Genomic DNA, 14790 nt, shown 5'->3' with positions numbered 1-14790 from the left:
GGCGCGGGTCTCTCATGCGTAAGTTGAACATCCCCAGGATCGGGATCGATTTCAAACAGTTCAAAAAACTCGGCAAGCTGAGCAAGCCGGGCCGGGTCCTGGTGTTCGAGGAGACCGGCACCGGCCTCCACGGCGCGGTGGCATCGTGCACAACCTCGTCGGCCTTTGCCCTGGGCGCCACGGCCTTGTCGTCAGCTCCCGACAGGGCCGTGGCGGTCGGCGAGGTGCTGGCTCAGCTCAAAAGCCAGTCCAGGAAGCGGCTGCCCCGAACCGCCGTCCTGCTCACTCCCTGCGCCGCCGGCGCGCTGCTCTCCCTGCCGGTCAATCCGAAAAAGCCGCGTCCCGCCGCCCAGATGGCCGAGATGGTCCGCTGGGAACTGGAGGAACTCGTGGTCCAGCAGAACGAACTCTGGACCCTGGGCGCTCTGCTCATGGGCCGGGGCCATCTCAGCCACGAACAGCGGCGCGAGCTGGAAAGCCGGGCCCAGGCCGAGGGCCGGCGGCTCAATGCGGCCCTCTACGGGGAAGTGGTTGCCAGGGAACATCTGGAGGAATGCCTGCTGCTGCAGGAACAGCTTACCGCCGGCGACGAGGAACTGGCCACCGGCTGGTTCGGCCAGGCGGCGGGCGAGGAGGAAGAGGACAGCTTTTCCTGGCTGGTGGCCGGGGTCGGTTCGGGCCTGTGTGACGGCTGGGCCAGGGCTTTCAAAAAACACGGTGTCTTCCTTGCTCGGATCTATCCCCGGACGGGGGCCTGCCTGCCGCTGATTCCCCCGGAAGCTGACTGGCTGCTGGTGGATGCGGGGCCGGAACAGTGGAGCCTGTTTCTGGGCAGGGGCCGCCGCATCGAGGCCATGCGGTTGAAACCCTGCGCCCACGGCCGCGCCGTGGCGGCCGAGGTGGTCGAGGCCGTGGGCGACTTGCTGCCGGCCCTGTGCAACCGGCTGTACCTGAGCGCGCCCGGCGACCAGTGGCCGGAGTTGGCCGCTGCCCTGGATCGGGCCTACGGCCGCCGGGGACTGCGGGTGACGCCCCCGCTCGGCGACAGTCCGCAGCCGCTGGATGGAGATCGGTTGGCCGCCCTGTCCGGAGTGGCCCGTCATCATCTGGGGTTGGGCGGCAAGGGGATGCCCATGGCGCCGATCGTAGCCCAGCCGCCCGCGCCGCCGCTGTGGAAGCGCAGGGATCTCTGGCCCTGGATGGGAATCGGCCTGATTGTGCTGAGTTTAGGTGTGCTGGACACCTATTTCCGAATTCAGGGCACCAGGTACCAGGATGAGCTGGATCGGCTCGACGTGGAATACGCGACAAAGATGCAGCTCAAGAAACAAGCCGAGGAGATGGCGGCGGAAGCGAGAAAGGCCCAGGCCGCCCTTGCGGCCAAGGAACAGGAACTCCGGGAGGCGGAACGACAGCGCGACATCCTCGACAACGTCATCCGCCACCGGCAGGAATTGATCCCCGGCCTGCTCCAGGTCCTGGGCGAATCCATCGGAGAGCTGGTGCTGCTCGATTCCCTGGAAGAGAGCGCGGACCGCAAGGGGTTCTATCTTGCCGGCTGGGCCCTGACCGATACCGATGGCCAGCAGTTCGCCAACACCCTCAACGAGCAGTTGCAGCCGTGGAAGTTCCGGGTCAGGGATGTCAAGCTGATCCGGGCCAAGGGCCGGCTGGGTCTCGATGGCTACCAGCTCAGTATCTGGCTGACCCAGGCCTCGGCACCGGCCGACAACAAACCCGGTGTCACATCCCCTCCACCCGCCGAGAAGGGGACGGCAAAACCGGCACAGTCGAAGTCGGTACAGGCCGCCAGGAAATCCAATGCCAGAGGCTCCAGGTAACATGCTCGATAAATGGCGTAAAATGTCGCCCGGCGACCGGCTGAAGGTACAGGTCATTATCGTGTTTCTGATCGTCGGCCTGTACGGCATGCTGCTGTATCCCCACAGTTTCAAAAAGTATTTCGAAGCAAAGAAGATGGTCAGCCGTCGGGCGAACCGCATCGAGGTCCGGACGGATACCGATATCAAGGCGCCCACGGTCGACCCGAAGATCGTCAACCGCAAGGCTGAGGAGACGGAAGAGAAACTGCGCGAGATCAAGGAATCGTTCAATGAGTTGGATACCGGCTTCGCGCCGCTCGACTCCAGCGACATGCGCCAGCAACTGCTGCTGGAAATATCGAACCTGGCCCGGCGTACCGGGGTGACGCTGACCTCGGTGGTCCGCAAGGGACTGGAGGGCAAGGGTGGCGCGGAACTGCTCGGCCGCGGGCAGCAGCAGCATGAGGGAGGCTCCGCGCAGGTGGCATTGGACCCGACCCTGGGACGGCCCCTGCTGGTGGTCCGGGCCGTGGGGCAGTATCAGCCCCTGATCGCCTTTCTGCGCGGCCTCAAGGAGCTGTCGTTCTATGTCTCACCCATGCAGGTGCGATTGTACGCCAGCCACCTCAAGGGCTCGGGCACGGGAGGAAGCGCAGCAGCATCGCCCGCCGGCCCGGACGACGGCACGCTCAATGTCTTTCTGGAATTGTCGATGTGAGTGCGGTCAGAGAGGAAACAGGCCCAGTGCGGGATCGGGCCGAGACAGGCAAAGGAGCCCGCCCTCGGGCGGAACGGACGAACGTGGACGGATACGGCGAACAGCTGGACGGTCTGCTGCGCCGCTGCGTCGAGCAGGGGGCCTCGGACATGCACCTTTCCAGCAACAAACCGATCAGTTACCGGATCAACGGCAGGCTGCGGGCCTCCGGCGAGACTGTCTACACCGCCGAGGCGGTGGCCGCCATGGCCGACGCCGTCATGAGCGAGGCGCAGCGGCGCGAGTTCGCCGAGCGCTGGACCGCCGACCTGGGGCACTCGTCCAGCGACGGCGAGCGGTTCCGGATCAACTGCTACCGGGAGATGGGCAAGCCGGCCATGGCCGTTCGCCACCTGGATCAGCACATCCTCAGCCTGGAGGAACTGGGCCTGCCCTCGCGGCTGCGCGAGCTGGCCTATCTCAAATCCGGGCTGGTGCTGGTCACCGGCGCCACCGGCAGCGGCAAGTCCTCGACCCTGGCGGTCCTGCTCGACGAGATCAACCGCAACCGCGAGTGCCACGTCCTCACGGTCGAGGACCCGGTGGAATTCGTGCATCAGAGCCGCAAGAGCCTGGTGCACCACCGCGAGGTTCACCGCGACGTGCCCAGCTATGCCGAGGCAGTACGCGCCGCCATGCGCGAGGACCCGGACGTGATCATGGTCGGCGAGATGCGCGACCTGGAAACCATGCAGGCCTCGATCATCGCCGCCGAAACCGGGCACCTGGTGTTCTCGACCCTGCACACCGGCGAGGCCATCGGCGCCATCGAGCGGTTCATCGGCTACTTCTCGGGCGAGGAGCAAGGCGTGGCCCGCCATCGCATCTCCATGGTGCTGCGGGCGGTGATCGCCCAACGGCTGGTGCCCTCGCTGGACGGCACGGGCCGGGTGCCGGTGGTGGAGCTGCTGATGGTGACCACGGCGGCGGCCAACCTGATCCAGAACTCCAAGACCAGGCAGCTCTACTCGATGATGGAGTCCGGGGCCAGGGACGGCATGTGGACCCTGGACCAGGAGTTGGCCCGCTTGGTGAAAAACGGCAAGATCGGCAAGGAGATCGCCCTGGATCTCTGCAACGACAAGGACGGCTTCAAGAAACACCTGAGCGTGGCCGGAGGAGAACGACGCTGATGGCGGTCACCGAGACGACCCTGATCGAGGCCGGCATCCGGGTGGGGCTGGTGGAGGCGGAGGCGCTCAAGGGCCTGCGCCTGCAGGCCAAGCGCGAGCGGCTGCCGCTGCTGGAGGTGATCACCCGGGCGGGTCGTTTCCCCGAGGCGGCCCTGTACCAGGCCCTGGCCGATACCCATCGCATGCCCTTTCTCCAGCCGGACGAACTCAAGGCCGACCGGGAAACCCTGGCCCTGCTGCCGCGCACCATGCGCCAGCAGCGGCCGATGCTGCCGGTGTGCAGGGGCGGCGAGCGGCTGCTGGTCCTGGCCGACCCGGAAGACCGGCTCACCCTGGAGCGGGCCGAACGGGCCGTGGGGCAACGACTGCTGCCGGCCCTGGCCGATCCCCGCGCCCTGCGCGCGGCCGTGCTGCGCAGCGGCGAGGAGGGAATCCTCCCGGCTCTGGCCGCGGCGGACGAGGAGAGCGACCCGGTCGAACTGCTCGACGACATCATGAAGGAAGTCTACCTGCGGCGAGCCTCGGACGTCCACTTCGAACCCGTCGAGGGAGGGATGCGCATCCGGCTGCGGGTGGACGGTCGGATGCAGAATTACGGCCGCCTCCTGAGCCTGGCCGAGGAGGAGGCGCTGATGAACCGGATCAAGGTCCTGGCCGGGCTCGACATCGCCGAGCAGCGCATGGCCCAGGACGGAGCCATGAAGTACACCATCACCAACTGGGACATCCCGGAAACCGACATCCGCGTGGCCACCATTCCCACCAGGTGGGGCGAGCGCGGCACCATGCGCATCCTCGGGCAGGAGACCGGCAACCTGAGCCTGGAGGACCTGGGCATGCCGGAGGCGATCCTCGCCGAGTTCCGCGGCGCCATCGCCCGGCCCTACGGTATGATCCTGGTCACCGGACCCACCGGCAGCGGCAAGTCGACCACCTTGTACGCCGCCATCCGCGAACTCAAGGTGGATCAGATGAACGTGCTCACGGTCGAGGACCCGGTGGAACAGCCGATCGAGGGGGTCAGCCAGGTGCAGGTGAGCGGCAAGGTCAATTTCGCCCAGGCCCTGCGCTCCTTCCTCCGCCACGACCCGGACGTGATCCTGGTGGGCGAGATCCGCGACAAGGAGACGGTGGAGATCGGCCTGCGTGCCGCCATGACCGGCCACCTGGTGCTCTCCACCCTGCATACCAACGACTCGGTGGGCGCGGTGACCCGGCTGGCGGATATCGGCGCCGAGCGGTTCCTGATCGGCTCGACCCTGATCGGGGTCATGGCCCAGCGGCTGGTGCGGCGGCTCTGCCGTCACTGCCGCCGCCGGCGTCCGGCCGAGCCAGAGGAACTGCACCTGCTCGGGCTGGCCGTGGACAGCGGCGCGGAGATCTGCGACCCGGTGGGCTGCTCGTTCTGCCTGGGCACCGGGTTTCGCGGCCGGATCGGCATCTTCGAGGCCCTGTGGATCGACCGCGACCTGCGCATGGCCATCGCCGAAGGGGCCGGGGAAAAGGACATCCACCGCATGGCCACCGGCCTGCGCACCCTGTGGCAGGACGCCTGCGCCAAGGTGATGGCCGGCGAGGCCGCCCTGCGCGAGGTCCTGCACCTCCGCGTGGAGGGGTAAGCCATGCCGGTCTTTTCCTACACCGGCCTCGACGGCCGGGGCCAGAACCAGCAGGGTCAGGTCGAGGCCAAGGATGTCAAGGAGGCGCGGCGGCTGCTCAGGGAGCGGGCCATCTACGTGCTCGAACTGCGCGAGGGCACCTGGTCGCGTTCCGGCGGCGGCCTGCGCGCCCGGCTGCGCACCGTGGCGGCGCTGCTCAACCCCGGGCAATACCTCAAAGTCAAGGCCGGCGATCTGGTCGTCTTCTTCCGCCAGACCGCGCTGATGCTGCGGTCCGGCTATACCCTGGTCACGGCCCTGGACGCCAACTGCGAGATGGTGGCCAAGATCCGGCTCAAGCGGGCGCTCAGGCGGATGAGCGACGAGATCCGCAAGGGGGCCAGTTTCTCGGCGGTGGTGGCCCGGGAAAAAAATATTTTTTCGCCGATGGTCGCCAACCTGATCGCCAGCGGCGAGCAGAGCGGCAACCTGGATTCGATCCTCGAACGCCTGGCCGACAACCTGGAAAAGAGCCGGGAGTTGAAACAGCAACTGTTCTCGGCCATGCTCTATCCCTCGTTTGTGCTGATCGCCGCGGTGGGGGTGGTGATCTTTCTGGTGGTGGGGGTCATTCCCCGCTTCGCCACCTTTCTCAGTGCCCGCAACGCCACCCTGCCGGGCTCGACCCAGATGCTGATGGACGTCTCCGCCTGGGCGCTCGACCATGGCAAGGTGCTCGGCATTGTCGCCGGCTCCGTGATTTTCGGCATCCTCGTCGCCATGACCCAGCCCAAGGGCAAACAGGTCATCGACCGGGTGCTCCTGGCCATCCCGGTCATCGGCGGGGCGATCCGGGCCTCGGCCATGGCCCAGGCCGGTTGGTGCCTGGCGATGCTGCTGTCCAGCGGCGTCACCGCCCTGGAGTCGCTGCGCATCACCGGCGGCGTGATCGGCAACCTGGCGGTAAGCCACTGCTTCAGGCGGGCGGCCGAGGGGTTGCTGGCGGGCAAACCCCTGTCCAAGGCCTTCGAACAGCCGCACATCACCCTGATGATGCGCAACATGGCGGCGGTGGGCGAGAGTTCCGGCCAGTTGGACACGGTCATGCACGGGGTGGGCGAATACTACCAGAAGGAACTGGCCGCCAAGGTCAAGATGATCTCGATCATGATCGAACCCATGCTGATCGTGATGGTGGGCGGTATGGTAGGCTTTGTCTATTACGCCTTTTTTCAGGCGGTCATGTCGGTATCCAATCGGGGGATGTGAGATGAAACGACGCGGATGGAAAAGAATGCTGCCGGTCCTGGTCATGGCGCTCTGCTGGTTCCGGCCAGGGGCCGGGGCGGTGCCGGGAGATAGCGATATTGTCCAGCCACAGCCGCTGTTGTCCCTGGATCAGGGGGAAATCCCGGCGACGGCGACCGGGATCCTCGGTAGCCTGGGCGGATCGCAGGGGCCGCGCAATCCCTTTGCGCCCTCGGCCCGGCTGCTGCTGCTCAAGGATCAGCCGAATGCGGCGGCCGCCTTGGTTGCCCAGTCCGAGTTCACGCCGGTCAAACAGCCGGACAAGGTGCCCACGATGCGGCTGCGCGGCCATCTCCAGGGCAAGGACGGTGAAGTGCTGGCCCTGCTGGAGCTGGTCGGCGGCGATGTCTATATCGTTCGCGAGGGCGATACCGTGGGACTGCACGATTTCGCCATCGACTCGGTGATCCGGGTGCAGAAGATCGACCGACTGCACCTGGTGGTGGAGTATGGCTCGTTGAACCAGAGAATCATCGTGCGCTGAGGCACGAGAGGAGAGAGGCGCGCATGGTGTGGCAAAGTTCCCTGTTCCGTCGGTCATCGACCTGCTTTCGGCCGGTGCTGCTGGTGCTGGCGTTCTGCCTTTTGGCCGGAACCTGGACGGCCCACGGTGCCGAACGGAGGGAATGGCCCCAGGGACAGGGAAATGCCCGGGCCGAGGCGATCTCCGTCAGGGAACTGGAATTCAAGAAAACCAGGGTCCTGGATGCGGTCCGGGTTATCTCCGAACTGACCAGGGTGAACATCGTGGCCACCACCGCCGCCGGCGAGAAGCAGATCACCTTTTTCATCCGCGACCTGTCGGTGACCGACATCGTCGACAGCCTGTGCCGCATCGCCGGGCTCTGGTACCGCTACAACAGCAAGACCGGCACCTTCATTATCATGACCACCGAGGAGTACGGCCGCGACATCGTGGTCTTCCGCGATGAACCGGTGCGGGCCTTCAAACTCAAGTACCTCAATGTCGGCATCGCGGCCCGGACCATCGCCGACCTGTTCGGCGAGCGGGTGCAACTGGAGGGCAAGGCCAACCGGTTCCTGGGCGACGATTACACGGTCGGCAGCGCTTCGGGGGCCTTTGCGGAAAACATGGATGAAGGCACCATGGACGATGAAGATGAATCGAGCAGCTCCTCGTCATCGAGCAGGAATCGGAGGAGCAGGGACAGAACCGATAGCAAGAGGGGCGGCAGCGCCGCTCAGCAAAAAACGGACGCGGCCGACCTGACCACCGCCAGACTGGCCCTGCTGGAGGAGATGCAGAAACGGCAGCCCCAGATGATCTCCGAGTCGGCCCTGGGCCAGGTTTCGAAGCAACAGCAGGAGCCCACCATCTATGTGACCATCAACCGGATGCACAACATGCTCTTTGTCCGCACCTCGGACGAGAAGGCCATGGAGGAGATCGCCCGCATCATCGAGGAGTCCGACCTGCAGGTGCCGGAGGTACTGCTGGAGATGAAGGTGCTTGAGGTGCAGTTGAACGACGAGTTCCAGTCGGCCTTCGACATCAGCAGCATCAGTGGCAACCAGAAGCGGGGACCGGACGATGGCCAGGTGACCAATCCGTTCAATGCCGATGCCACCACCGTGGGCAGCACGGCGGTGGGCTCGGGCAATTTCGACCTGATCGGAGACAGCACCCTCGTCTTTCAAGCCCTGAGCGGCAACCTGCGGGTTCGGCTGCAACTGCTGGAGGCGGAGGGCCGGATCAGTTCGATCGCCACGCCGATGCTGCTGGCGGCCAACAATCACCCGGCCAAGCTGTTCATCGGCCAGGAGCGGGTGATGACCACCGGGTTCACCACCGAATCGGTCGACGTCACCGAAGCCACCGCCGAGGTTGTCCGGGTGACCTCGGTGGTCGTGCCCGAAACCGAGGTGCGGAGCGTCGGCGACACCCTGAGCATCCTGCCCTCGATCAACGCCGACCGGTCGGTGGTGATGCGCATAGTCCACGAGAAATCCAGCGTGGCTGAAAACAGCGGCAAGGTCCCGGTCGTGGTGGGCAACACCCTGGATTATGCCACGATCGATTCCGTCAACACCTCCACCCTGGAGGGTACGGTCCTGGCCCACGATGGCATGACCGTGGCCGTGGGCGGCATGATGCGCACCACCAAGAACGACGCCTCCAGCAAGGTGCCGGTGCTGGGCGACATTCCCCTGCTCGGGTTTTTCTTCCGCGAGGATGCGAAGACCAATGTCAAGACCGAACTGGTGCTGCTGATCACCCCCCATGTGCTCAGCGCCCCCAGCCAGGGCGAGGCCATCACCCGCCAGCGCCTGAGCAAGCTCAGCAGCCATCCCAACGAAATGGATCTGTACTTCGACGAACTCGACAAATCCCGCGAAACCGCCAGGGGCGCGGCCGGCGGCAAGGAAATCGACGGATTGAATCAGAGCTTCATCGAACTGACCCGGGTGGCGGCCAAGCAGGTGCGCATGACCCTGCTGCTGCGCAAGCCCGAGGGCAGCGTCAAGCCGGTCCATCTGCCGGCTTTGGGCGAAGTGGCGCTGTTCCCCCACAAGGGGGTGCGGGTGACCCCGATGGCGGCTTGGCATAACGGCTTTCACTACATCACCGCCCTCAAGGTCGAAAACACCACCAGGAGCGAAGTGGTGCTCGACGTGGGCACAATGCGCGGCACCTGGAACGCCGCCACCCTGGAGACGCAGCAGCTGGCACCGGCCGGCAGGGAAGGGGATTTCACCTATCTGTATCTGATTTCGGAGCAACCGTTCGCCAACACCATGGGATTGGGGGGGAAATGATGCATCATCGACACGGAAGACCGCAGCCGTCGGCGCGCAAGGCGATGCTGGCCGCGTCCGTCCTGCTGGGCAGCCTGGGGACGGCCATGGCCGGCGCCGCCGACCAGCCGCCGGCGGAACTGAAAATGATTTTGTCGCCGGGGCAGGGCAGAAGCGACGTGATCACCTTCAGCACCGATGGCGAAGACCAGCCGGCGACGAAAGAGTCCCGGCCGGTGGAGACGGCCGAACCCACACCGATGACGGTGCTGCCGCCCGAGGCCACGGCCGAGTCCGCCGCCGAGCGGGAGGCCTTGGTGTCGGGGAAAAGCCGGCCGCGCACCCTGGCCTATCCGTCTTCCTTCACCCTGGGTGCCGGCTACCGCTGGGACAGCGTGAACTGGAACATCGCCGACAGCGATTACCGTCCCAACATCCTCTCGGAGTTGCAATACGACGATATCGAGAGCCTGACCCTGTCCGGGACCCTGCGCTGGAGCAACAGCGCCAACTTCTATGTCAGGGGCGGCTTCGATATCGGCCGCACCCTCAGCGGCGATGTCCAGGATTCGGATTACCTGGGGAACAACCGGACTTACGAATTTTCCCGCTCGTATTCCGACTCGGACAGCGGTTCGCTGGTCGATGCCACCATCGGCGTGGGGTACCGCTTCGACCTGCCGCTGTCCGGTAGCGACCGGTACATGCACCTGATGCCCCTGGTGGGCTATTCCTATCATTCCCAGGATCTGGATATGACCGATGGCGTGCAGGTCATTGCCGACTACGGTTTCAACATGCCGCTTGGTCCGTTCGATGGGCTCGACAGCAATTACGACGCCCATTGGGCCGGCCCCTGGATCGGCCTGGACATGGAACTGGTCTTTGACCAGAGCCATGCCCTGCTGGCCTCGCTGGAATACCACTGGGCCGACTACGAGGCCGATGCCAACTGGAACCTGCGCGGCGATTTTGCCCATCCGGTCAGCTACGAGCACGATTCCGACGGCGACGGTATCGTTGCCTCGATCACCTATCGCTACACCCCCAATCCCAAGTGGTTCTGGACGGTGGGCTTCAGGTACAGCAGGTTCGAGGCCGACTCGGGCACCGACACCACCTATCTTTCCGACGGTTCGGTGGTGGCTGGCCCGCTCAACGAGGCGGAATGGGAATCGTATGCGGTTATCGTCGGACTGGGGTTCAAGTTCTGACCTGACGCTCCCTTGGCAAGGAAGCCGCATGGACCCGGCAATGTGTTGGGGTGGGCGGTTGGATTGAGAGCCGTTTTTGTTGGGCTTCCTTCGTCAGCCCAACCTACCGCCGAGCCGGACGACGGGATTGATTTCGACCGGGCCGGGATGCTCAGCGTGCACACCCGACCGCAACGACGAGGCAAATGGACCGACGAGTGTGTCGGTCATCAGCAATTGAAAAGGATGAACATGAACATCATGACCACAGACCATGACGAGAAGACCACCGGGGCCGTGCTGGCGCCGGTGCTGGCGCAGCTCAACCGCATCATCCTGGGCAAGGAGGAGCAGATCGAGATGGCCCTGACCTGCCTGCTGGCGCGGGGGCACCTGCTCATCGAGGACGTGCCCGGCCTGGGCAAGACCGTGCTCGCCCACGCCCTGGGCAAGGTCCTGGGCCTGAGCTACCAGCGGGTGCAGTTCACCAGCGATCTTCTGCCCGGCGACATCATCGGCTGTTCGGTCTACGACCGCAACAGGGGCGAATTCTTTTTCACCCAAGGGCCGGTGTTCACCCAACTGCTCCTGGCCGACGAGATCAACCGGGCCACGCCCAAGTGCCAGAGCGCGCTGCTGGAGGCCATGGAGGAGCGGCAGGTGAGCGTCGAGGGTGCGCCGAGACCGCTGCCGGAGCCCTTTTTCGTCATCGCCACCCAGAACCCGACCGAGCAGACCGGCACCTTCCCGCTGCCCGAATCGCAACTCGACCGCTTCCTGCTGCGGATCGCCATGGGCTATCCCGGCCGGGAGGCGGAACTCGAACTGCTGCGCGGCGAGGACCGGCGGCGGCTTTTGGAGTCCCTGGAGCCGATCGTGACGCCGGCCGAACTCATCACGCTGCAAAGCCAAGTGGAACAGGTGCACGCCTCGGACGCGGTCCTGGAATATCTGCACCGGCTGCTCGAATTCACCCGCACCTCGAACCTGTTTCAGGCCGGACTGTCGACCCGGGCCGGGCTCGGCCTGTTGCGGGCCGCCCAGGCCTGGGCCCTGCTGCACGGCGAGGACAAGCTGCTGCCCGGCGATATTCAGCGGGTGCTGCCGGCCCTGGCCGGACACCGGCTGGCGCCGCTGGCCGGCGGCATTGCCGCCGCCCGCATCGGCGAGGAGATCCTGGCCCAGGTGCCGGTGGAATGAGCGCCGACTCCGTTTCCATGCGGTCGCTGCTGCAGATGCAGCTGCGCTGGCCGCTGAAAGGAAGACGGCTGCGGCTGCGCCTGGCGCCCGCCGGCTGGGGTTTTCTCGGCCTGATCGCCTGTGGTTTTCTGTTGTCGATCAACTTCAGCAACAACCTGATTTTTGCCATGACCTTCCTGCTGGTCGCCATCGCCCTGGTGGGGTGGTGGTTCACCAGGGCCAATGTGGCCGGCCTGGTTGCCGCCGACTGGCGGGTGGAGCCGGTCTTTGCCGGGCAGCAGGCCGTCTGCCGGCTGGAAGTGGAGAACCGCGGCGGCCAGGATCGCTACGGCGTGCGGGTTGGCGCGCGGGGACTGCCGCCGGCCGGCGAGGCGCGGCTGGCAGCCGGCGGCCGTGCCGAGTTGGCGCTCAGGCGGCCGGCGCCAACACGGGGACGACTGCCGCACCTGGCGGCCACCATCCGCAGCGCCTTCCCGCTGGGGCTGTTCGAGGCGCGGCTGCCGGTCGGCGACCTGCCGGCGATCCTGGTCTATCCCGCGCCCAGGGGTGAGCAACCCCTGCCGGAACTTCAAGCCAACCGCAATGCCCATCAGTGGAGGGAGGCCGGGTCCTACACCGACATGCGGCGCTACGCCCCCGGCGATCCGCTCTCCCGGATCTCCTGGAAGGCGCTGGCCCGGTTCGACGAACTCTACACCAAGGAATTCGACGGCGCCCAGGGGCAGGCGGCCCTGTGGCTGCGCTGGAGCGACGTGCGCGCCGCCGGGGTCGAGGACACCCTGTCGCAACTGTGCCGCTGGGTCCTGGACGCGCACCGGCAGGGCCGGGAATACGGCCTGGAACTGCCCGGCACCGTCCTGCCGCCTGCCGCCGAGGAACAACACCTGCGCCGCTGCCTGGAAACGCTGGCGCTGCACGGCACGGAGGAGCGGGAAGGCGCATGAACGAATCGCGACATTGGGTGCTGCTGACCCTGGTGATGGCGGCCCTGCCCAGTTTCATCCGCCTGCCGTGGTGGGTGGCGGCTATCGCCCTGGCCGGCGGCCTGCTCCAGTATGCCGGCACATGGCGCCGGGGCTGGTACGGCCGCGCTGCCGGTTTGGTGCTGCTGGCGGCCGCCGTGGCCGGCATCTGGTTCAGTTTCGAGAGCTGGTTTGCCGGCGACGCGGTGCTGAGTTTCTTCATTACGGTGGTCTTTCTCAAGTGGGGCGAGGCCCGCACGCGGCGCGACTTCCTCCTGCTGATCTTCGCCGCTGTGATCCTGGCCGCGGTGGGCGCGCTCTCCTTCGAGAGCCTGCTCAACCTGCTGCACATGCTGGCGGTGGTGTTCGCCCTCACCCTGAGCCTGATCGCCATCCACATGGAGGGCGGCAAACCGCTGTTCCTGGTGCGGCGGGCCGGGTTGCTGGTGGTGCTCGGCCTGCCGCTGATGCTGCTGTTGTTCCTCACCTTTCCCCGCATTCCGGGGCCGCTGTGGGACATCGGCCTGGCCTTCGGTCTGCCGGTCAAGGCGCTCATGGACCGGGACAACGGTGAATTCGGCAAAGCCAAGGTGCTGGAGCCCGGCGGCATTCAGCGGGCCAAGCAGGAAAATGGCAACGTGCTGGTGGCCGAATTCGAGGGCGCGGTGCCCTTCAAGAGCCGGCTGTACTGGCGCGGCCCGGTGTTCTGGGACTACGATGGCGAGAACTGGACCTTGGCCGACAACTGGGACGACCGCAATCAATTGCTGAAAGGGGCCATTCGCTCCAAGGCCCAGCTCGACCGGATCCTGCACACCAGGGATACGCCGGTGCGCTACACCCTGCGGGTGATGCCCAACGGCGGCCGCTGGCTCTACGGCCTCGACGTGCCCGCCGCGCCGGCGCCGGAATCGATGATCTCCGAGGATCTGCAGCTCCTGAGCATCCGCCGCATCGACGATTTCGAACCCAAGCTGCAGATGCTCTCCTACCTGGACTACAGCGCCGGCGACCGGCTGAGCCCCGAACAGCGGGCGCGGGCCCTGGCCTGGCCGGAGAACACCAATCCGCGCCTGCTGGCCCTGGGCCGGCAACTGGCCGGGGAACACCGCGATGCGGGCGAGATCGTCCACCAGGTCTATACGACGCTGGCCGCCGGCGGCTACCGTTTCGAGCAGGCCCACATCGTGGAGCCGGGCGCAAACCTGCTCGACCGCTTCTTCTTCGATGAAAAACGCGGCGGCGTCGAATACCTGGCCGGCGCGACCGCCATGTTGATGCGGGCGGCGGGTATTCCGGCGCGGCTGGTGAGCGGGTATCGGGGCGGCACCATCATCGCCCTGACCAACTTCGTCATCGTCAAGCAGGCCGACGCCCACGCCTGGGTGGAGATCTGGCAGGACGGCCAGGGCTGGAGCCGGGTGGAGGCGCTGGACATCGTCGCGCCGCCGCCGGAGGAGAAGAGCGCGGCCGCCAAGCCCAAGGAGATGCCGCAGCCGGCCACGGTGGTCGAAATGAAGCAGGAGGGCCAGGCGGCGGAGCAGCCCAGGGAGGCGAAGCGCGAACCCAAGGCCAAGGCGCCGGCACCGCGTCCGGACAAGGGCTGGACCCTGCCCGACTGGGCCTCGGTGTTCGGTTCCATGCAGAAATGGGTGATCAACTACAACCCGGACCGCCAGATGGAGCTGCTCAAGGGCGTGGGCCTGCCGGACAGCAACTGGGCCGACCTGCTGATCGGCGGCGTGGCCGGCGTGCTGGGCGTGCTTTCGCTCTACGGCGCCGTGGCCTGGCGGCGCAGCCGGAAGGCCATGGACCGGGTGGCGCGGAGTTGGGCGGGATTCTGCCGGCGCATGGCCAAGCAGGGCGTCGCCAAGACGGCGCAGGAATGCCCCCGCGATTTCCTGGCCCGGATTCGCCGGGAGCGGCCCGAGCTGACCTCGGCGGCCGAGGACATCGTCGGCCGCTATATCGACATCCGCTACGGCGGCAACCACGACCCCGGGGCCGCGCAGTTGTTCCGGCGGCAGATTGAACGATTCCTTTCCATGACGTGAGAACC

The 14790-nt window shown here is 66.2% G+C and carries 11 protein-coding genes; all 11 read left to right on the top strand.

Translation table 11 applies throughout. The annotated features are described in order from the left end of the window. Positions 1 to 14: 14 nt before the first annotated feature. Complete coding sequence (locus Q362_RS0106805) at positions 15 to 1841, top strand: hypothetical protein (RefSeq protein WP_028318074.1); 1827 nt, start codon at positions 15 to 17, stop codon at positions 1839 to 1841. Continuing rightward, positions 1822 to 2541: a hypothetical protein gene (locus tag Q362_RS0106800; protein ID WP_157469937.1), complete on the top strand. Its 720-nt coding sequence runs from the start codon at positions 1822 to 1824 to the stop codon at positions 2539 to 2541. The genes Q362_RS0106805 and Q362_RS0106800 overlap by 20 nt, the downstream gene beginning before the upstream one ends. An 83-nt stretch (positions 2542 to 2624) precedes the next feature. Further along, a complete protein-coding gene (locus Q362_RS0106795; RefSeq protein ID WP_028318072.1) occupies positions 2625 to 3713 on the top strand; it encodes a type IV pilus twitching motility protein PilT in 1089 nt (362 codons plus the stop codon). Continuing rightward, positions 3713 to 5332 (top strand): GspE/PulE family protein, encoded by a 1620-nt coding sequence (locus Q362_RS0106790; RefSeq protein WP_028318071.1) that lies wholly within the window; start codon positions 3713 to 3715, stop codon positions 5330 to 5332. The genes Q362_RS0106795 and Q362_RS0106790 overlap by 1 nt, the downstream gene beginning before the upstream one ends. 3 nt (positions 5333 to 5335) lie before the next feature. After that, a complete protein-coding gene (locus Q362_RS0106785; protein WP_028318070.1) occupies positions 5336 to 6580 on the top strand; it encodes a type II secretion system F family protein in 1245 nt (414 codons plus the stop codon). Between the two features lies 1 nt (position 6581). Further along, positions 6582 to 7103, top strand: a complete 522-nt coding sequence (locus tag Q362_RS22115) for a hypothetical protein (RefSeq protein WP_157469935.1) — start codon at positions 6582 to 6584, stop codon at positions 7101 to 7103. A 23-nt stretch (positions 7104 to 7126) separates the two neighbouring features. Beyond that, complete coding sequence (locus Q362_RS19520; RefSeq protein WP_051553804.1) at positions 7127 to 9397, top strand: DUF3438 family protein; 2271 nt, start codon at positions 7127 to 7129, stop codon at positions 9395 to 9397. Then, positions 9394 to 10590 carry an omptin family outer membrane protease gene (locus Q362_RS19515; protein ID WP_157469933.1) on the top strand — a complete coding sequence of 399 codons (1197 nt, stop codon included), beginning with the start codon at positions 9394 to 9396 and terminating at the stop codon, positions 10588 to 10590. Before Q362_RS19520 ends, Q362_RS19515 begins: the two co-directional genes overlap by 4 nt. A gap of 231 nt (positions 10591 to 10821) precedes the next feature. Beyond that, positions 10822 to 11769: an AAA family ATPase gene (locus Q362_RS0106765; RefSeq protein WP_157469931.1), complete on the top strand. Its 948-nt coding sequence runs from the start codon at positions 10822 to 10824 to the stop codon at positions 11767 to 11769. After that, positions 11766 to 12713 (top strand): DUF58 domain-containing protein, encoded by a 948-nt coding sequence (locus Q362_RS0106760; RefSeq protein ID WP_211248456.1) that lies wholly within the window; start codon positions 11766 to 11768, stop codon positions 12711 to 12713. The genes Q362_RS0106765 and Q362_RS0106760 overlap by 4 nt, the downstream gene beginning before the upstream one ends. After that, a complete protein-coding gene (locus Q362_RS0106755; protein ID WP_028318067.1) occupies positions 12710 to 14785 on the top strand; it encodes a transglutaminase TgpA family protein in 2076 nt (691 codons plus the stop codon). The genes Q362_RS0106760 and Q362_RS0106755 overlap by 4 nt, the downstream gene beginning before the upstream one ends. The last annotated feature ends 5 nt before the right edge of the window (positions 14786 to 14790 follow it).

Source organism: Desulfobulbus elongatus DSM 2908, assembly GCF_000621145.1.
Classification (GTDB): Bacteria; Desulfobacterota; Desulfobulbia; order Desulfobulbales; family Desulfobulbaceae; genus Desulfobulbus; species Desulfobulbus elongatus.
This window is presented reverse-complemented; position numbering and strand designations above follow the sequence as displayed.

Coding starts and splice junctions, on each gene's coding strand:
- Q362_RS0106805 (WP_028318074.1), top strand. CDS start 15: ATGCGTAAGTTGAACATCCCCAGGATCGGGATCGATTTCAAACAGTTC.
- Q362_RS0106800 (WP_157469937.1), top strand. CDS start 1,822: ATGCCAGAGGCTCCAGGTAACATGCTCGATAAATGGCGTAAAATGTCG.
- Q362_RS0106790 (WP_028318071.1), top strand. CDS start 3,713: ATGGCGGTCACCGAGACGACCCTGATCGAGGCCGGCATCCGGGTGGGG.
- Q362_RS0106785 (WP_028318070.1), top strand. CDS start 5,336: ATGCCGGTCTTTTCCTACACCGGCCTCGACGGCCGGGGCCAGAACCAG.
- Q362_RS22115 (WP_157469935.1), top strand. CDS start 6,582: ATGAAACGACGCGGATGGAAAAGAATGCTGCCGGTCCTGGTCATGGCG.
- Q362_RS19520 (WP_051553804.1), top strand. CDS start 7,127: ATGGTGTGGCAAAGTTCCCTGTTCCGTCGGTCATCGACCTGCTTTCGG.
- Q362_RS19515 (WP_157469933.1), top strand. CDS start 9,394: ATGATGCATCATCGACACGGAAGACCGCAGCCGTCGGCGCGCAAGGCG.
- Q362_RS0106765 (WP_157469931.1), top strand. CDS start 10,822: ATGAACATCATGACCACAGACCATGACGAGAAGACCACCGGGGCCGTG.
- Q362_RS0106760 (WP_211248456.1), top strand. CDS start 11,766: ATGAGCGCCGACTCCGTTTCCATGCGGTCGCTGCTGCAGATGCAGCTG.
- Q362_RS0106755 (WP_028318067.1), top strand. CDS start 12,710: ATGAACGAATCGCGACATTGGGTGCTGCTGACCCTGGTGATGGCGGCC.